This window comes from Arsukibacterium ikkense, from assembly GCF_000987775.1.
Taxonomy (GTDB): Bacteria; Pseudomonadota; Gammaproteobacteria; order Enterobacterales; family Alteromonadaceae; genus Alishewanella; species Alishewanella ikkense.
The window spans coordinates 1-19694 of sequence record NZ_LAHO01000020.1 but is presented as its reverse complement, the minus strand read 5'-3'; the positions used below and the strand labels follow the sequence as shown (position 1 = coordinate 19694).

Genomic DNA, 19694 nt, shown 5'->3' with positions numbered 1-19694 from the left:
AAACTATGCCACCTGCTGCACGCTTAACCGATATGCATCAATGCCCGATGCAGACCCCGGGTTTACCACCGATCCCGCATGTTGGGGGGCCGGTACTGGGGCCTGGCATTGCCACAGTACTAATTGAAAAACTGCCGGCCGCGGTGTTGGGCGACAGCTGTATTTGTGTCGGGCCGCCCGACAGTATTATCAAGGGGTCGGCTACGGTAATGATTGGCGGTAAACCTGCCGCGCGTCTTGGTGATAATTGTGCCCATGGTGGTACTGTGGTAATGGGCGCCGCTACGGTCATGATAGGAGGCTGAATGAGCAGCGAGCATCCGGATAACGCCTTTATTGGTATCGGCTGGGCTTTCCCTCCGGCGTTCAGTCCGTCTACTTGCCAGGTGGCGATGGTAACCGACGAGTTGGATATTGAGCAAAGTCTGCGGATTTTATTTTCCACCCAACCGGGTGAGCGGGTAATGCAACCAGAATACGGCTGTGCTTTGCAGCGCTATGTGTTCAGCGCAGTGGATGAGCATGTGCTGGCCAATATTATTGCCGCGATAGAGCACGCAGTACTGTTTTATGAACCCCGCATCCGCTTGTTGCAGGTCACGCCTGACTTGCAACAATTGTACGACGGCATCTTGCTGCTAAGGCTGAGTTATCAGATCCGTGCCAGTAACAGCCGGCACAATATGGTGTATCCGTTTTACCTGCTTGAAGGCTCAGAGGTATCGCTGTGAGTGCTGATCATAATCAGGCCATGCGCTGGCCAGCGCAGTTTTATACTGACGGCACCGCGCAAACAGAGCAGCGCTATGCGCCGCTGCAGGCCGGCTATTTTCAGGTGGATGAGCTGAATATTAATCAGTTGTTGAGTTTAACTGCCGCTCTGGCCGGGCAGATCCGTTTTATCAGCGACAACAGCGAAGACAGTGCGGCAGCTACCGGCAACAATTGGCAGCCACTGTTCCATCATAGTGAGCTGGTAACGCTGGCCCAAATTGCGGCGCTGGACTTGTCAGGATTGCAACAAGACTGGCAGGCATTGGCAGAACAATCCCAGCGCCAGCAGCTGCAGTTTGTGCAAAGGTTGCTGTTGCAGTTTAATCACTGGTATCAGCAGCTGCTGGCAGCCGGCTCTGAGCCCGCTTTGTTGCTGGCTGATAAGCTGAGTACCAGCTGGCAGTTGCACCTCGCGCCAGCTTTGCAGCAATTGCCATTAGTGCCGGCTGCACAGTTTGACCAGCGCCACAGCCTATTTGCGCTGACAGCGCCTGCCCACAGCCCGGCGATTGCGGTGGCTGATGCGCTGGCGCGCTGCTGCGCTGCTGCCATGGAACTGGGCCGCTATTTACAGCAGGAGTCTGAGGAGCGTTTGGCACCCTTGTGGCAGTCGGGGCAGACCGAGCCCGCGCTGGCTTTGCTGCTGGCGTTTTTAAAGCTGTATCAGAGCAAGCAGCAGCAATTAAACCAGCTAACGGCACGTCATTTGGCGTTTTATTACGATGATTGTCTGAAAATGCGCTGGCAGCAAGCGGCCAGGCAGCGGTTGTGGCTTAGTCTGCCGCTGCAGGGGCAGGCCACAGCGATACAACTTAATGCCAATACGCTATTCAGTGCCGGTAAAGACAGCGCGGGTAAGCCGGTGCTGTTTCGCAACGTTCAGCCGCAATGGTTAGCCAGGGTGCAGGTGCAACAGCTGTGCAGTGTCAGTTTGCTCAGCAGCAAGCGTATCTCGCCGGAGCACGAGCTGGGTTTTGTCAGCCGCATGTACAGCAGCGCCCACAGCGCCGAACTTAATACCGCCCAGCCACTGTTTGTTGCTGATGATACCGTGGCGCGTTTACCCGGCTTTGCTATTGAGTCGGCAGCACTGGCGCTCAGTGAAGGTGAACGCAGCATTAGTGTGGCACTGACATTGGCTGTGCCGGACGAACTGACAACCGAATTTAACAACTTGCAGCCATTGTTACTGCAATGCCAGCAGCTAACTGAGTTTTACCGGCTGTTTGGCCTGTTATTCAGCTACTACCTGTTTGGCCCTGAACAGTGGCTGAGTGATGAGGATAAAATGCGGCTGCAGCAGAAGGCCAAACTGCTGTGCCTGGCGGAGGGTGCCAGTCACAGTTATAACTGTATCGCCCAGTTGCTGCAGGATGACAGAATGACGGTGTTTTACCGCTATTGCAGCAATTTGTTTTTGCTGCGCCTGTCTAGCGCCGACGGTTACAGCGACGTGGCCGAGTATAGCCTGCAACCTCTGGGCAACGACCGGCTTGGCTTGCTACTGAACTGTCAGCTGAGCAGCAGTTTTGCGCCAGTACAGGCAAATGCGCAAGGTGTGGCCAGTTTGCAGTTACTGCTGAATCCCACGGCCAAGCTGTGTGGCTATACGCTGTGTAGTCAGTTTGATTTATTACACTGCCGGATTGAGGTCAGTGTGCGCGGTGCCTGCCAGCTTAATCTGGCTAATCAGCAGGGGCCGCTTGATGGCAGCAAGCCATTCTGGCCTTTTGGCCCGGTACCGGGCCGCGGCAGTTATCTGTTGTTTAACCACGCAGACTGGCAGCAAAAACAGCTGCAACAGCTTGAGTTAGAACTGCATTGGACCCAGCTGCCAGAACATATTGATGGTTTTGTCAGCCATTATGCGGGCTATGCGGAGCCAGGTGCCGGCCTGGAACAGCGTATTGGCAATTACAGTTTTAAAGCGCAGCTGGATTTGCTCGACACCGGTCAGTGGCAGACGCTGACTGAGCAGCGCCAGCAAAGCGCCGACTGTAGCCTGTTTGCCAGTCAGCCTGACAGTAACCGTCTGGCTGGCAAACAGAGCCTGATATTTACTGATGTGCGGGCGTTCCAGCTTAGCAGTGTGCAGGCAAATGTGCCTTATCAGAATAGCGCTACTGCGGGCTTTTTTCGCTTAACGTTGCGCCAGCCAGCAATGGCGTTTGGCCACAGCCATTATGCTACAGCGCTTAGTAGCGCCTTGTTGTATAACGCCCGCCACAAAAGACCACAGCCATTGCCATTAACGCCCTATGCGCCGCAATTGCAGTTGTTTAGTGTAAATTACCGGGCGAGTGCAGATATTTATACCCGGCAGGATCCGCCAGTGGGTAGCCTGGACCGGTTGCGGCAGCTATATCCGTTTGGTCAGCGCCAGAGCTATCCGCTTAGCGATCGCAGCGCTGTGCGCTTACTGCCGTATTTTGCGCATCAGGCATATGTATGTTTGGGGTTAGCGGGAGATGACATCAGTGGTCAGCTTAGCTTGCTGTTTGAGCTTGAGCCGGCACAGGGCAGTAGCGATACCGTGCCGGAAGATGCACTGCACTGGCAGTATCTGCACAATGACCAATGGCAGGATTTGCCGCAGCAGGCGCTGTTATCCGACAGTAGCTACGGTCTGACCTGCAGCGGCGCCGTGCTGCTGCAGCTACCGCACCGCCTGCAGCAGCAACATCAGCTGATGCCGGCAGGTCTGGCCTGGTTGCGGTTGTGTTGCCCGGCGCATAGCCGCCGCTATGGTCGGCTGCGGCGCATTCAAACCAATGCCGTGGCAGTCGAGGCCGTTGACCCTGAACGGCAACTTAGTGCGCAGCAGCTGGCAGGTGCCGTGCCGCTGCAATGGCAATACCACAGCAAACTGGCTGGTATGGGGCCGCCCGATTATCTGCTACCACTGCAAGATGTCAGGTCGGCTGAGAGCGCAAGTGCACGGATACAGCGGATCGCGGAGCGTTTAAGCCACAAGCAGCGCGCCTGCACCCCTTATGATTACGAGCGTCTGGTGTTGCAGGCCTTTCCGCAGTTGGCCAAAGTGAAATGTTTTGCCAATGCCAGCTTGCAGCACACGCAGTTAAGCCCTGGCCGTTTATTGCTGGTGGTGCTGGCGAAAGTAACCGCGTGTCAGCATCGGGCTTGCAGCCAGGTATTAGTCAGTGGTGAATTGCTGCGGCAAATTAAGCACTTTGTGACACAGTTGGCATCACCCTTTGCCACGATAGAAGTCGCCAATCCGGGATTTGAGCAGCTGCAGGTGCGCTGCGCGGTTAAGCTGAACGGCATGCGCCAGGGCGGTGATGGCCTGCAGTTGTTGCAGCAGGAGCTGTCTGACTATCTCTGTCCCTGGGTCAGTGCCGGGCAGCTAGCCCGTTTTGGCTGGGAGCTGCGGCCACAGCTGCTGCAGTCGTTTATTCAGCAGCGGTCTTATATTGATTACGTGACGGATTTCTCCTTGTTACATATCAGCGAGTACGGTAGCCGGCAGTACCGTATGCTGGATAGCGCCTGCTTCAGCAGCGGACACCAGCCGGTACTGCGGCCCTCCCGACCCTGGCATTTAATAACGCCGGCCAGCCAGCATGCGCTGCAGCTGATCAGCCAAAGCCGGCCGATTGCAGCAGAGCCGACCGGCATCAGCGAGCTGGAAATTGGCCAGACATTTATTATTTCGCAGGAAGCAGGCGATGGCTAAACGTAACCGCAATACGCTGAAAAACTTTTTCCGCGATGGCGCGATGCCTACGGCTCGTGAATTTGCCGATCTTATCGACTCGTCGCTGAACACGCTGGAAGATGGCTTTGATAAATCGGCCAGCAATGGTTTTGAAATTACTGTGCTGGGCAAACACACTGAACTGCTAAGCTTTTTTCGCGACAACCTGACCGAGCAACCGCTGTGGCAATTGCGGTTTGATGAAAAAAGCAATGCGTTACAATTTAAGCCGCTAAACGGAGCGCCTGTACTGACGGTAACGCCACAGCAACGAGTCGGTATTGCTACCAGTACGCCAGGCAGCACGCTGGATGTCGCCGGGGTCGTCAGCGTTCAGGGCCAGCGTGGCTACCAGCCAACCGGCAAAGCGCAGATCCCCGCTGATGGCCAGTGGCATGATATCAGCGGCCCGTTGCACGGCTGTCACGCGTTTGACGTGATGGCGGGTACCGGCAACAAAGGCAGTGGCAAGTACGCACTGCTCAGAGCCAGTGCTATCAATACCTTTAATCCGACAGGGTGGTGGTTTAATTTTCTGAATCGTAAAAAGCGTATCCGGGTGCAGCAGGCTTATTATTTGGCGCGCAGCAATAAACTTGAACTGCGCTGGCAGGCATTAGCGGACGATAGTTACTGCCTGCAATTACGCTCGCGCAGTGATTTAGGGCCGGATATCCGGATCAGTTATTACCTGATCCGGTTGTGGTTTGACGAGCTGATGAGCCAGTGCTGGCAAGCGCCGGATCTGACGGGCGCTGCAGGCAATGAGGGGGGCGACAATGGCTGAACGTGATGCGCCGCTGCAAGCCGGCCCCAGCATAGCCAGACGGCAAACCAATGACCCGGACAGCTTTAACCGGCTGAAACAGCAGGGGCTGGCTGATATTGTGCGTCTGGCCGGTAAACGCTGGACCGATTATAACCTGCACGATCCGGGGATCACCCTGCTGGAGCAGTTGTGTTTTAGCCTGACAGAGCTGCAATACCGCTGCGACTTTGCCATCAGCGACCTGCTAAGCAGTGCCGATGGCCAGATAGACTATGCAGCCCTGGGGCTGGTGGCACCGCAGCACATTTTAAGTAGCCGGCCGGTGACTGCTGCTGATTACCGGCGTTATTTGCTGGATCAGTTACCGCAGCTGACTGATATCTACCTGTTAGCTGACAACATGACCGGGTTGTACCGGGTGCTGGCCGTGGCGGCTGACACCGGCACGACGACAGGACCTGATGTGCAGCAACTGGACATCGATATTCGCCGCTGCTTCAGTACTCAGCGCAATCTGGGCGAGCAGCTTGGCGATATTACTCTGTTGACGCCGCTGGCTTGCCAGCCGACCGCTGAGCTTGAGATCCGTGCAGCAGCTGATCCGGTTGAACTGTTAGCTGAATTTTATTACTGCTGTCAGCAGTTGCTGCAACAAAGCACTGAGCGCCAAAGTTATGCCGATTTGCTGGCGCAGGGGCTGAGTTATTCGCAGTTATTTGACGGGCCACTGACACCTGCGGGTATGTTGCGACATAGCGAGCCGGCCACCAGCGTGCAATTACATGATTTTATTCAACCACTGCAAAGTATCGATGGCGTGGTGCAACTGACACAGTTCTCGCTTTGCTGCAATGGCGAACACTATTATGACAGCCTGCCGTTGCAGCATGGCCTGGCGCTGTACGCCCTGCAATTGCCTGCCAACGCAGCTCAACTTAACGTGCAGCTGTATGTTGGCAATAAAGCCGTCAGTGTTGATTTAGCCGCCGTGTTGCAGCGTTACCGGCAAAAGTTGTTTCGCCAGCAAAGCCGCTGGCAGGTGGATTTGGATGGGGTGTGTGCATTGCCACAGGGGCGCTTGCGGCCCTTGGCCCAGTATCATTCACTGCAGGCATTTTTGCCGGTGAACTATGGCCTGGCGCAAAGCCGCGGCCAGTTGCAGCCAGCACAGTGGCAGCTGAAGGGGTATCTGCTGCTGTTTGAACAACTGCTGGCCAATTTTCTCGCCCAGTTGCAGCAGGTGCCGGCGCTGTTCTCGCCATCTAACACTGAGCAAAGCTATTACTGGCAAGTGCTGAACGAGCAACAGATCTCGGGCATCAGCAAGTTGTATCCGGCTGATATGGCTGAAAAGCTCGGCCAGCTGTATCAGCAATTTGACAATGTGCTGGCGCGTAAACACCGGCTGCTGGATTACTTACTGGCGCTGTATGGTGAGAGTCTGTACCAGCACAGCCTGCAACATTTTGATTATTATCATAATGCCTACAGCGGCGCGGCGCGGCGGCTGGCACAAAAAGTCCGGTATTTGCAACAGATAGTCACAATGACGCGGGATCGGGTGGCGGCGCCGGATCATTATGCGCCGCTGTGGCGTGATGCTGTTGGCGGCTTTGTGCAAAAGCAGGCGCTGTTGCTGGATCTGGGCCAGACGGCGCAGTCGCTGACCACTGCGGTATTACAGTATAAGTTACGCCTGAGCAGCGAGCGGCAGCTGCAAAGCCTGTATCTGGATGAAACCCGCGCTGATGATTTGCTACAGCCGGTAGCGGCACTGCGGTTGCCCTTTGCACCTGACAGCCCCGCGCTGCGCCGGCGGTTGGCCACTGCCATCTGTCTGGAAGGCGATACGTTGCCGCAGCAAGTGGTGCAAAGCGGGGTGACGCTGAGTAATTACCGGATCACCTTGCAGCAACAACGCTATCAGCTGCTACTAAAAGTACCCAACAGCCAGCGGGACGAATGGTGGCTGTGCGGCAGTTATCGGCATTATCGCCGTGCGCTTATTCTGGCCAATTGTTTAAGCCGGTTTTTGTGCCATATCAGCCATACCTCAGAAGGCCTGCATCTTATTGAACATGTGCTGTTACTGCCGGCGAAAGCCAAAGCCAGGTTGCCGGCTGAATTCTACGATGGCCGCATTACGGTGCTGTGTCCGAACTGGACGGCGCGCTTTGCCGACAGTGGTTTTCAGCGGCTGGTTACTGAAAGCCTGCAACTGAATTGCCCGGCGCATTTAAGCTGTCAGGTGCTGTTTATCAGCTTTGAGCGCATGCATCGGTTTGAGCGCCTGTTTAAATACTGGCGCAGCGCTGTTAAAGCCGGGCGTGACAGCGCCGGGCCGGAAACGGTTGCACTGGCGCAGTATCTGTATGCGCTGAGCAACGAAGCGGCAGTGGAGAGAGCCGATGCACCAGCTGACTGAAATTGAGCTGAATTTCAGCTGCCATACTATGGCTACCGCACAATGGTTTAACGACAGTGCCGAACAGCTGTGGCAGCATGAACTGTTGCCGGTGGCACAGCAGGTGCTGGACGAGTTTGACGTTGCTGCCGAGGTCAAGCTCGACGAGATTTGCCTGCAATTGCCGCCGATGTGTCTGCCTGGCGACCGTTATCTGTTGCAACACAGTTTTCGCCAGGCGCTGCGCACCCAGCTATGGTTGTTACTGCCCCAGGCAACCACTGCGGCAACCCGGCAACAACAGCAGTTAACGTCGACTGAGCGTAATAACTTAATCAGCGCCCTGAAAAGCGCCGACAGTGCGGCGTTAACGCTGCACTGGCCACTGTACCGGCGGTTTGCCAGTGAACTGGTAGCGCTATTGCGCCAGCTAGCGGCCAGTGGTGATATTTGTACTGTGCTGGCATTTGGTTTAAACACTGATATGTTGGCGGAGCTGGTGCAATTGCTGGTGCCGACTGAGCAGCGTTTTGTACTGCAGCTGCTAGCGCAACCACAACTGTTTGCTGTTACGCCTGCCCGGTTAAGCCATGCGGTGCGGCAACAGGCCCAGCTGCCGCCGCCAGCGCTGCGCCAGCGGCAGCGTCATCTATGGCAGCTTAGCCTGAGTTACTTACTGGTTGAGCGCGGCAGCCGGTTTAACCGGCAAAGCTATCTGCATTATTTGCTGCAGCGGATGGCGGCACATGACAATGTGTCATTGCAGGCGTTAGTACAGCACATGCTGCTGACCTTAGAGCACAGTCAGCGCTACTTTGCCACCCACAGCCCGTTATTGCTGCAATTAACCCAGTTACTGCAACCGCTATTGACTCTGCCGCAGCCGGGCGAAGTAAATACAGCTGTAGCAGCTGGTCTGGCCTATGGCAGCCAGCGGCGGGCACTCAGTACCGCAGTGTTACCGGCAGTAAAGCGCTATCACCGGCCGCAGGCCGCCTTGCCACACAAGCTGGCTCAGCTTAACCCTGCCGAGCGTTGGCAGCGGTGGCAATATTTACTACGTCAGGCCAGGCTGACGCTGGCGCAGCAGCGGCAGTTTAATGGTTTGCTGTTGCAACTATTACAACAAAACAGCAGCTTGTGGTTGGATCAATTACGCCAGCAAATGCAGCAACTCAGCCTGTTGCCATCGCTGGTGCAGTATGCGCAGCCAGAGTTGTTGCAACGGTTATTTCAGCAGCTGCAACCGGCCAGTGTCGCCGCTCTTACACCTTATATCCGCCTGCTACATTGGGCGTTGACGGCAATAAATTTACCGTTGCCATTGCAGCAGCAAGCCAGATGGCAGCCGTTATTGCAATGTGCTTTGCAACCCCAGCCACTGACGTTGAGCTTATTACTGGTGCAGCTGCAGCTGTGGCTGCAGGCGCAGCAAGGCGCCGTAGCCGGCCGGCATACGTTGCAACAGCTGGCAGGGCAGCTGCAGTACTACAGCGGTAATATCGCCAATGCTGCTGACAGCCAGAGCGCCCGGCTGTGGCAGCAACTGCAGTGGCAGCTGGCAGTAACGGCCCCCTGGGCGACAACGCCAGTGCCAGCCAGGCTGGCTGCAGCCGCAGCTGTTGGCAATACCGTGGCCGCCGGGCCACTGTGGCAGCAGCTGGTTCAGCTGGTAGTGCAGGCGTTACCGGCGACGATACAAGCGCGGGCCCAGCTGTTGTGTCAGCATGTTGTGGCGCAGTTTGTGCCGTCATCGCTGCTGCCGGTTACACCTGCAACACAACAGCCTGCCAGTACAATGGCAATAGCAGCGCAGTCAGCTGTCAATCGGCAGCCGGCTGCAAGCGTGTTAACCCCCCAGCCGGAAACCATGCCTGATAGCACTGCAGTTCTGCTTGGCAGCGCCTTACTAAGTACACTGATGTCTGCGCTGGCTCCGGCCAGCAGCTCAGCATTTTATCGCAATGTCCAAAGTAAACTGCAGCAGGCCACACCGGGCCGGGCCAGCAGTTTGTTGCTGGGCCAGTTGCAGCGTTTGCTGCAATATCTGGCCCCTGAACGGTTACCGCATCAGCCTGGCAGTACCGCAAATGGCTGCGGCCTCTACCCGCCAGTCAGCACAGCGCCTCTGCCGCAGCCACCAGGCACAGAGCCCGCCAAGGTTCAGCAGGGTAAGGCAACGCCAGCCAGATTAGCTGACGCCAAAACGGCGCAGTATCAAACACCGCACAGCCAGGTGGCGCAAACCGCTAAGCGGCAACCAGCGCGGCGGGATGGTGATCTTGCAGCACAGAGGCAACCGGCAGAGTCGATGCAACTGGTCAGTAATGCTGGTCTGGTGCTGGCGGCACCTTATCTGCCGCTGTTATGGCAGCGGCTGGGCTGGGTTGCAGCGCAGCGGTTTAATAGCGAACAGCATGCCTGGCAGGCCTGCGCGCTGTTGCATTATATGGCCACTGGCGAAACGGCAGAGCTGATCCGGGCTGACTACTGGCAGCAGTGGCGGCTGGGCATGTTGCTCACCGGACGCCAACCGCCTGGCCCGGTTGATATTGATATCAGGCTTAGTGACACCCAGCTGGAGCTGGCTGATAGCCTGCTGGCCGGTATTCTGGCGCAGTGGCCTAAATTGGCTAACAGCTCAGTCGAAACTTTACGGCAATGCTTTTTACAACGGGGGGGCAGCCTGGTGCGCCTTGGTAACGGCAGTGGTTGGCAGTTGCAATTAGATAGCGGCCCCTACGATATGCTGCTTGAGGGGCTGCCCTGGTCGTTTTCATTAATTTGTTATCCATGGATGCAGGGAGAACTTTATGTCCACTGGCGCGGTTAAATTAAGCCCGGTAGCCATTGATGATAATGCCGCTTGCCTGCAACAGGATCTGCACTGGCTGGCACAATGCATTGAACTGCGACTGCACAGTTATTTTCAGCAGCAGCCGCTAAACTTGCTGCAGCAGGCGCCGCCGCCAGAGTTAATGGCCGGGCAGGGCAGTTATGCCACTTTTGTGTTGCAGCAACAGTTCAGCGTGTCAGAGCGGCTTATGCTGCTGCTGGCGCTGGCGCCGCATTTACAGCCGCAGTTGCTGGACAGCTTTTTTGTCCGCAATGATAACCTTGGCCGCAGCTTTACCGAATTTGGCGGTTGCAGCAGCAAACAACACCGCGGGTTTTTACCCAGTGCTGAGACTGCCGCGTTTCTGCTGGCGGGCAATGATCTGGCGCAGCGGTTGCAGGTGATGCAGTTGCTCCAGGCTGAACAACGGCTGCAGCGTGACAATATTCTGCAGTTGCTGCACGAAACCGGCGATGAGCCGTTTCTAAGCGCCAGACTCAGCCTTAGCGCGGAGTATCTGCAGTTGTTTGTAACCGGCACCCGGCAAAAGCCGGACTACAACAGTTATTTTCCGGCCAAGTTGTTAACCAGCGCATTGGGCTGGCCGGATCTGGTGCTACCAGCGGCCGTGATGGCCGATATTGCCCATATCACCGGCTGGATCCAGCACCAGCATACGGTAATGCAGCAGTGGCAACTGGGGCGCAGTATTAAACCGGGTTATCGCGCCCTGTTCTATGGCCCGCCGGGTACAGGTAAAACCCTGACGGCGACCTTAATTGGCCAGCAAACCGGTATGGATGTCTATCGCATCGATTTATCGGCGCTGGTATCGAAATATATTGGTGAAACAGAAAAGAATCTGGCTGCAGTGTTTGAACAGGCGCAGGCCCGGCACTGGGTTTTATTCTTTGACGAGGCCGATGCCCTGTTTGGTAAGCGCAGCCAGACTAGCGGCAGTAACGACAGATACGCCAATCAGCAGGTGTCTTACCTACTGCAACGGATTGAAGATTTTCCCGGCGTGGTGCTGCTGGCCACCAACCTGAAAGCTAATATCGATGAAGCTTTTGCCCGCCGTTTTCAAACCATGGTGTATTTTCCGTTGCCGGACGTATCTGAGCGGCTGCGGTTGTGGCGGCATATCCTTGGCGACGCTGTCATGCTGGCTGCCGATGTCGATTTAACCTATCTGGCGCATGAGTTTGAGTTGTCGGGCGGGGCGATAACCAATGTAGTACGTTACGCCGCTATCGCTGCCTTATTGCGCGGTGACAAAGCGCTGGCGCAGGCAGACTTATTACAGGGCATCAGCCGTGAGCGGCGCAAAGAAGGAATGATGGTATGAGACGGCTGCGCTGTTATGTCGTTGCATTGTTTTGGTGTGGGCTTACCTTACTGCCTGAAACTGTTGCCAGCAGTCATACTGATGCTGCAGATGTCAGCATTATCGGCTACCACCAGCTGACCGGGCAGGACTTAACCAGTCTGGCGCAGCAGCTGCCTGAAACGCCACTGCAGCAACTGAAGCTGTTGCAGGATCAGCTATTTCACAGTGAGCAGCTGCTGGCAGTGGCACTGGACACTATAGGTTTTGCGACCACAGATGATAAAACGGCAACGCCATTCACTCGCGAGCAACAGAGCAGATGGCGCCAGCTAGTGTACAACAGCAGTTTTAAAGCGGGTCACTGGCGGCAGCATGTTCCGACACCGCTGAGCTGGCAAGCTACGCCGCGCTGCGGTTGCGCACCGGAAATCGTCAGACAGGAGCGTTTTACCAATTTCAGCTATGGTTTGGTACCTTACTGGCAAAGCGGTGACAGTGAAATTGCCTTTAATGCCTTTAATCGCATTGGCTTATATTCGTTTACGCTGGGGGAGCATAATCAGCTGCAAAGCCCGCCAAACTGGCGTAATAACCAGCAGTTTAACGACTTTATTAACACGGCACAGTCTCATAATACTTATCTGGATATTGTGGTTACGGCATTTGACCGCATTAGCTATCATCCGGCGGATTTACAGCGCTTGCGCGAGCAACTGGTGGCAGAGCTGACGACACCGATGGCTGGCTTTGCGCTGAATAATTTACAGCCCTGGCTGAGCCTTGGCTTAAGTTCCCGTCGCACCCTGGCCGATGGTGTCACCTTTAACCTGGATTTAAGCAGCCTGACCGTCGCTGAGCAGCTGAATTTTGAGACGTTTTTAAGCGATCTACGTGCAGATCTGAATTTGCCGGCAGAGGCCTCCGCGACTGATACCTATTATATTAATTTAAAAATACCCGCTAAGGCGGTATTAAATGCCGCCTTGCCAAAGGAAGTAATGGCCTTACTTAACAAGGTTGCGGTGGGCCCCGGTGCGGCTGATACCCCTTACTCACCTGAAAAACTGGCCGAGCTGGCGCCGCTGGTAAACCTGTTGCTGGTGCGGTTTGATCACAGCATAGCAGACTCAGTGGGGCACTCTTCGGCGGCTAAGCCGGACGTATATCAATTCCGGCGGGAAATGAAGTTGTTAAAAACGGCTATTGATTCGATGGCCAACGCCGATGATGCCACTTTGTTACTGGAAAAAATTCTGCCCTTGTTTGAAATGGCGCAATTGCAGCAAAGTGGCCAACTGACTGAGCAGGATTTGCGTAATGATTTAACCTATGCCAACTGGAATTTCAGTGGCGCCGCTTTTTGGACCCTACCGCTGAGCCAGGCGCAGTACGACATTGTGTACCAGGCGTTTAGCGTGCCAAGTTATGGTTATCAGCAGGTGTTGCTGCAACTGTGCGACAGAGTGTGCCCAAAGCGCTGGTTCTGGCGCTTAGTGCTGGCAATGTTGCTGCTGTCAGTGCTGGCGGTGTACCTGCTGGCAACCCTGTTTTATCACCCGCTGCAGCGCTGGCTGGAGCATCCGGTTATGTTGTACGGCGTACCGGGCGTATTTGCTATCGGCTTACTGCTGATTTTATCCTGCGATCCTTACTGGCATCAGTTTCAATCCATTATTTTAATTGTTGCGCTGGCCTTGCTGCTGCTGGGGTTTATTTTATACCGCCGCTTACAGCAAAGGCGTGAACATTATCCGTAGGCATGAACAAGACCGTCTACACTGTAAGACAAATAACCGCCGCTGCAGTATTGGCACAGCAAAAGGATACTTAAGATGAAATTTGCCCAGGGTCGTACCAAAGAAAACCCAGCCCAGCAGCCACCAGTGCAGGCCAGTGTGGCCAGTACTGCGCTGCAACACAGCCAGCTATTGCAACAGCAATCACAACAGATAGCGGCGATTCAGCAAAGCCCGCAGCAGTTGCTGCAACGCAAGCAGCTGCAAGGCCTGGTTAGCCAGCAATTAAGCCTGGATGAAGCAGAGCCGCTACAGGGCAAGTTTGCTGTATTGCAGCAGGCAGTGCTGGAAGAGGAGGAGCCGCTGCAAGGCAAGTTTGATGCAGCCAAACAACTGCAGCTGGACGAAGAGGAGCCATTGCAGGGAAAGTTTGAGCCTGATGCTGTTAGTCAGCGTCAGGCAGATACCAGCAGCAATAACACTGGCATGCCGGAACAACTAAAAACCGGCATCGAGAATTTATCCGGCTATGCGATGGACGATGTCAAAGTGCATTATAACTCGGCCAAGCCGGCGCAAATGCAAGCCCATGCCTATGCGCAGGGCACCGATATTCACCTAGCCCCGGGACAGGAGCAACACTTACCACACGAAGCCTGGCACGTGGTGCAGCAAAAGCAGGGAAGAGTAAGGGCGACGACTCAGCTAAAAGGCGAAGCGATAAACGACGACCCGGGTTTGGAGCATGAAGCCGATGTGATGGGGGCTAAGGCACAAGCTGTTGTTGCCAGGAAAAATGAAATTGGTGGTAGAGCGTCGCCGTTGAGCCAGGTTGATACAATACAACGTTTAGTAGTGCCAGATGATCACGTTAGAGGAGATCTAAGGCATGACAAAGTTAATAAGTTATTTGAAAATCACACGATAGCAGATATTCAGGGGAGGCTCGGAGCAGCAATTAGTTCCTCGTCCAATATCGCCGTTGACGGCGCGGTAAATGCCAGTAGAGCTGCAGCAATGATGGACTATGCAGTATTGAGTCAGCAGAAAGTTACTTCTGAAAAACAGCTCACATCCTACCTAGATAACAGAGAAGAAGATGAGCACATGTATGTTTTATCAAATAGCGATGAATTGCATGTCGCAATTAGAAGTGATGGCCAAAAGCTACCGCATCCGACACTTGTAGGTGGTGATCCAGACGTAAAATGTGCAGGGACATTACGATATGGTTCATCAGAAAAGAGCGATGTTGTTGTGACGGCCTCTTCAGGGCATTTCAGACCAACTTCATCAGCAACTGCCCAGAAAGTGGTCAATAAAATAATGGAGAAAACAGCTTCGCAGAGTAGAAAGAAAAAGACATCGCGAACAAAGTACTGAGTTAATTTTTCGGACTTAAATTTCAGTGGCTTATATCAGATCCAACAGCTTAGCTGAGAGGTTCCAATGTAACCTGACAATCAGTTATGAGCGAGAAAAGGACATTCAGATTAATTTTGTGATGACCCTAATATTCTTGGCAAGACGTCGCAAGCAAAGAGCCAATTGCATATTTAAATAAAACGCCAAGCTGAGATCTTATTTTTCGAGTTTGTCGTATAGTTGAAAAAATAACGCCACTCCCGGGCGTTCATTGCCCGCGCGCACAGGAAAGATTTGCCATGAAAAAATTCACAAGTTTAATGCTGGTTGTGTTGCTACAGGGCTTTTTATTGCAAACAGCCATAGCGCAAGAGGAAAAGACGGCTCTGGTGCCGTTACCTTCACTTGACGACTTCACCCGGGGCCAGGACGGCTGGGGCTTTGGCCTAGGGCTTGGTATTGAATATGAAACTGCCTACGAAGGCTCGGACGAATTTGGGTTTGAGCTGCAACCAGCCGGCGCCGTGCAGTGGCGTAGTGGCAATAACATTTTCTATTGGGCCGGTGAAGCACTAGGCTGGCGTGGCCTGCGTGCTGATGTCTGGCTACTTGAAGCGTTGGTCGGCTTTGAAGAAGGCCGGGAAGAAGGTGATTCTGACAAGGGCTATCTGGATGGACTGGGTGACGGCGATGAGGGCTTTGAACTCGTATTGCAAGCACGTCGTGCGTTCAGCGCCGACTGGCGTTACTGGCTGGTTGGTCGGGTGGTGACTGGCAAAAATGGTAACCTTGGCCTATTTGGCGTAGGCCGCCGCTTCGGTAACCAAGTTGACGGTTCCGGCTCCGAGATTAACCTTGTTGCGGTATTTCACGATAGCGAATACGCCAATAAAGATTTTGGCATCAACGCGCAGCAAGCCGCGGCATCGGGGTTGAATGAAACCAGATTAAGCAGTGGGCTGCGCTCAGTTGGTATAGATTACAATTACCGTCACAACCTCAACCGGAACTGGCAGATCTACGGCGAAGCACTTTATGAGTACTTTAGCAGTGACGTGCGCGCCAGCCCAATCGCCCGCAGCAATTATGAGGCCGAAGTAGGCGTCGGGTTTATCTATATATTCTAGAGTAGGCAACAACGTTTTAAGGGGCCTCAGGGCAGGGATTGTTTCTCACCTTTTTCACTAGCAAAGTGCAAGATTTGACCCCGCACCTGACCCCGCAAAACTTCAGCTATTTCGGTAATATCAGGTTCTGGACCGAGTTGACAAGTGTGCTCGACCACACTCCATCGTTATTGCCGTTGGTTAAATAGACGATCACATAATGATTATCGAGATTGTCATCGAACAGAATGCGCACCCGCACCTTGGTGCCACCATCGTGGCCAACCTCTCGCCAGCGACTTGACTCACCATAGTCCCAACCGGCTGCAAAAAAACCTACAGTGCCGTTAGCGAACTGATAGGGTTGCCAAAGACGCAGCAGTTCTGATTTTGACACAAGGTGTCCTTGCGCGACTGCGGACATAAATTTGCCCGCGTCATCCAGTGTCATGAAGGCACCCACGTGCGCGGCACTGTAATCCGGCCACGCAATCGACAGATCAGGCACAATCTGGCCCCCCTTCGCACGATAACTTTCAACAAGGCGGTCTTTGGGTACGTCGGCCAGGTCCAGCCATGTTTCGTTAAGCTCAAGCGGTTCGATGATGCGCTGGCGCAGCAGTGTCCGATACGACGTCTGTGTGACGGACTCAAGGACAGCTGCGATCACCAGGTTGTTAGTATTGGTGTAGCGAGTTCGCTCGCCCGGTGCTGATAGCAGCGGCAGATCTTTTAAGTTCGCAAAAACGGCTGCCAGGCTGGGCGGAAACGGGCGCGAAAAATTATTGCTATCAAAATATTCTGGAATGCCCGAAACGTGGTTTAAAAACTGATCGATACGGATATTACGCCAGGAATGTGGCAGATTCTCGACATAGCGTGAGGCAGGCGCAGCAATGTCGAGCTTTCCTTCCTCGTGTAATTGCATTGCAAGGGTGATGGCGAAAAGCTTGCTTACCGAGTAAACAGGGAAAACTGTGTTAGGCGTTACAGGTACACCGTCTCCGAGCGCAGTGGTGCCGCTGGCATTGCGGTATAAAATATCGTTGTTGTGCAGCACAAGCACGGCTTGGCCGGGAATGCCATGCTTTTGTTGATTAGTGCGCAGTTGAGCATCGACTACGGCATGGCTATCTGCAGCTGAAGTCTGAGAGCAGACGATGCAGGCGGATAATACGCAAAGCATGGTAAACACACTAAATTTTGTCATTTTGAACTGGCCCACACCTTTAGTTGACTTTGTTTTTACCGGCAACAACGGGTAAGCCCATCTCAATCCATTTAATAATACCTTCATCAATTACCGCCGTATTTTGGTAACCTAAACTGCGCAGGTGATTGATGACTGAATCTGATGCCGCATGAGGACAGGCACAGTAGGCAATAATCCAGGTTCCGTCATTGGGTAAGTTTTCGGCAATTCTTGATTTGTCCCGGTAATACGGCATCGGTACCGCGCCAGGAATATGAATACGTTGCCACGCTGAACCCGGCCGGGTATCCAAAATGATAAATTTTTTGTTATCTTTTAATGCCTTTTCAACTTCGCGAGCGGGCACATACCTACCTTCTCTTAAATTAAATTGTGGCGCTTCACCATTGGGGTTCATCACGTACTCACTTGCATCCGGCCATTGCGCTAGTTCAGGCGGTTGCGGGCTCCAACCCGACGCCTGGCTTCTGATATAGGCAACAACGTCGTTTATATCTTCATCCTGTAACGTTCCAGCGAAACTTTGCATAGGAGTGCCATCTCTGCCGTTTACGATAGCGTATTTCAGATAGCTGTCGGTTGCGCTTGCTAAGAATAATTGATCTGCTAAAGCCGTCCCTGTAATACCTTGCCCCTCGTTACCGTGACAACTTGCACAGTTTTTCGAATACAGCTTTTTACCCCTCAAAGCGTTACCGGGTATAGGATCCTGATTTAAATCAATAGCAGAACTGTTTTCTTTTTGCGCCAGCCACCTGATAAGTAACAGAATGTCTGATTCTGCTAAAGGGCCACCGGTTTCGTCGATGTATCCATCCATCGCAGAATTGACTCTGCCCCATGCAATAGAATCGAACAACATTTGAGGGAAGGCGGTGCTAAGCAAAGACTGTGAGCGTAAAGACGGCGCATGGTCGGCTTTGTAACCTTCGCGCTGCACTCCGTGGCACAAAGAGCAATAGCGTTGATACATGGATTCCGCTTTTGCCATGTCGTCGTTATTTAACGTTAAAGACAGATCAGCCAGGCATGGCTTGGTGAATGCAAAGGCTGCGAGCGCAACGATGAACAACAAAACCCTATTCATAGTAAAAAATCCTTTTAAAATTTTAAAAACCGTAGCTTAAGGGATTTCAGGGGCAGGGATTGTTTCTTGTTTTTTTCACTGGCAAATTGCAAGACCTGACCCCGTACCTTACTTGACCCCGTACCTTACTGGCGTTTGTTTGCGCATCTTAACTCGAATACATGCTAAGTAAACAAAGCTTCAAGCTGTGCTTTTTGTTCAGTGCTAAGCTCATTTATCGATTTCAATGCATCTTTAAGTGCTGCTTTGGCATCTTGTGCCATTTTGAAATGTAAGTAAGCTTTGATTAAGGCTGTATGAGCATTCAAAGATTGAGGATAATTTTCCCGATTCCACTTCAGCAATGCCAAAGCATCATCTTGCCTGTTTAAATATTGCAACCACCCAGCGTAACCGCTGGCTTTATCTTCTGGGATCATGATGTCTGTTTTGAGAAGTTTCGAGCGACTGGCAAATTTTGCCTGCAAATCAGCCAAAGTTTTAGGCTCACCTTCTGGAATAGGCCATTCGGAAAACAAATACTTTAAGCCGGCATATTGCCCTTGCAACACGGTTGTATTGTGAGTTTCATTGCTAAAAATCTGGCTCGCAACTACAAGTTTTTCGCTGGCATAGCGTTCCGTCAGTTCGACAAATTGCTGGAATGGTTCTGTCATTGCCGCCTCTTCATTGGCAATAGAAATATATAAACGCCCTTGCAGCTGATCGCTTTTCATACCCACCTCAGCTAATCCAAGCACTTGCTTATCATTCCACCATAAGGATGGGCTGATCGCTATTACACCGTTAAACAAGCCTGGTCGTTTTACCAATGCATTGATAGCAAACTGACCACCATGCGACGTGCCAGACAGCACTTGATAGTCCAGTGTACGGTACTGTTGTTTAACAAATGGGATAACTTCGTTCTCAACAAAGGATAAAAATTTGTCTGCATTTTCCAGTTGATTAGGGTTTTGCTTCTCTGAAGAGGTTACAGTCAGGTCTCTGGCGCGTGTTTCAGGCGGGTTAACAATACCTACCACAATCATTGGCGGCATCTGCTCAAATTTTGCTAAATAATCTACCGTACCCGCCGTATGTGGGGCCTGAATGTCGCCATCGGTCAGGTATAACACCGGATAACGCTCCTGACTATTTTGATAACCTGCCGGCAAGTAAATCACCAGGTTACGCTTTTCGCCAAGCACAACACTATCAATCACCAATTCTTGTAATACAGGGAGACGCGCTGCAGCCCAGCTACTCCAGTGGCATCCCATTATAAGCAGCAGTATTCCATAAACTATTTTCTTCATTGTTCTTCCTTAATTTTATAATGCTACTCGGTAAGCGTTGCAGCAACCACACCATCCA

Annotated in this window: 13 protein-coding genes; 10 read left to right on the top strand and 3 right to left on the bottom strand. The window is 53.2% G+C overall.

From position 1 onward, the window contains the following. The first annotated feature begins 5 nt into the window (after positions 1 to 5). From WG68_RS17270 to WG68_RS17225, 10 genes are all read left to right on the top strand, one after another. Positions 6 to 305 carry a PAAR domain-containing protein gene (locus tag WG68_RS17270; RefSeq protein WP_046558976.1) on the top strand — a complete coding sequence of 100 codons (300 nt, stop codon included), beginning with the start codon at positions 6 to 8 and terminating at the stop codon, positions 303 to 305. Then, complete coding sequence (locus WG68_RS17265) at positions 306 to 731, top strand: GPW/gp25 family protein (RefSeq protein ID WP_046558975.1); 426 nt, start codon at positions 306 to 308, stop codon at positions 729 to 731. It begins immediately after the preceding gene. Next, entirely contained in the window at positions 728 to 4471 is a 3744-nt protein-coding gene (locus WG68_RS17260) for a hypothetical protein (protein WP_046558974.1), read from the top strand. The genes WG68_RS17265 and WG68_RS17260 overlap by 4 nt, the downstream gene beginning before the upstream one ends. Beyond that, positions 4464 to 5279 (top strand): hypothetical protein, encoded by an 816-nt coding sequence (locus tag WG68_RS17255; RefSeq protein WP_046558973.1) that lies wholly within the window; start codon positions 4464 to 4466, stop codon positions 5277 to 5279. The genes WG68_RS17260 and WG68_RS17255 overlap by 8 nt, the downstream gene beginning before the upstream one ends. Next, positions 5272 to 7686 (top strand): hypothetical protein, encoded by a 2415-nt coding sequence (locus tag WG68_RS17250; RefSeq protein ID WP_046558972.1) that lies wholly within the window; start codon positions 5272 to 5274, stop codon positions 7684 to 7686. Before WG68_RS17255 ends, WG68_RS17250 begins: the two co-directional genes overlap by 8 nt. Next, positions 7670 to 10498, top strand: a complete 2829-nt coding sequence (locus WG68_RS17245; protein ID WP_046558971.1) for a contractile injection system tape measure protein — start codon at positions 7670 to 7672, stop codon at positions 10496 to 10498. Before WG68_RS17250 ends, WG68_RS17245 begins: the two co-directional genes overlap by 17 nt. After that, on the top strand, positions 10479 to 11849 hold the full coding sequence (locus WG68_RS17240) for an ATP-binding protein (RefSeq protein WP_046558970.1): 1371 nt from the start codon (positions 10479 to 10481) through the stop codon (positions 11847 to 11849). The genes WG68_RS17245 and WG68_RS17240 overlap by 20 nt, the downstream gene beginning before the upstream one ends. Next, positions 11846 to 13588: a hypothetical protein gene (locus WG68_RS17235; protein ID WP_046558969.1), complete on the top strand. Its 1743-nt coding sequence runs from the start codon at positions 11846 to 11848 to the stop codon at positions 13586 to 13588. Before WG68_RS17240 ends, WG68_RS17235 begins: the two co-directional genes overlap by 4 nt. A gap of 75 nt (positions 13589 to 13663) precedes the next feature. Continuing rightward, positions 13664 to 14950 carry an eCIS core domain-containing protein gene (locus WG68_RS19465; protein WP_083981959.1) on the top strand — a complete coding sequence of 429 codons (1287 nt, stop codon included), beginning with the start codon at positions 13664 to 13666 and terminating at the stop codon, positions 14948 to 14950. A gap of 281 nt (positions 14951 to 15231) precedes the next feature. Continuing rightward, positions 15232 to 16059 (top strand): MipA/OmpV family protein, encoded by an 828-nt coding sequence (locus tag WG68_RS17225; RefSeq protein ID WP_046558968.1) that lies wholly within the window; start codon positions 15232 to 15234, stop codon positions 16057 to 16059. Between the two features lie 106 nt (positions 16060 to 16165). On the opposite strand, the gene WG68_RS17220 is transcribed toward WG68_RS17225, so the two are convergent. The 3 genes from WG68_RS17220 to WG68_RS17210 form a co-directional block, all read right to left on the bottom strand. Beyond that, positions 16166 to 17335, bottom strand: a complete 1170-nt coding sequence (locus WG68_RS17220) for a serine hydrolase domain-containing protein (protein WP_235357772.1) — start codon at positions 17333 to 17335, stop codon at positions 16166 to 16168. Then, positions 17268 to 18338 (bottom strand): c-type cytochrome, encoded by a 1071-nt coding sequence (locus tag WG68_RS17215; protein WP_046558966.1) that lies wholly within the window; start codon positions 18336 to 18338, stop codon positions 17268 to 17270. Before WG68_RS17215 ends, WG68_RS17220 begins: the two co-directional genes overlap by 68 nt. 164 nt (positions 18339 to 18502) lie before the next feature. Continuing rightward, complete coding sequence (locus WG68_RS17210) at positions 18503 to 19636, bottom strand: alpha/beta hydrolase (RefSeq protein WP_046558965.1); 1134 nt, start codon at positions 19634 to 19636, stop codon at positions 18503 to 18505. Between the last annotated feature and the right edge of the window lie 58 nt (positions 19637 to 19694).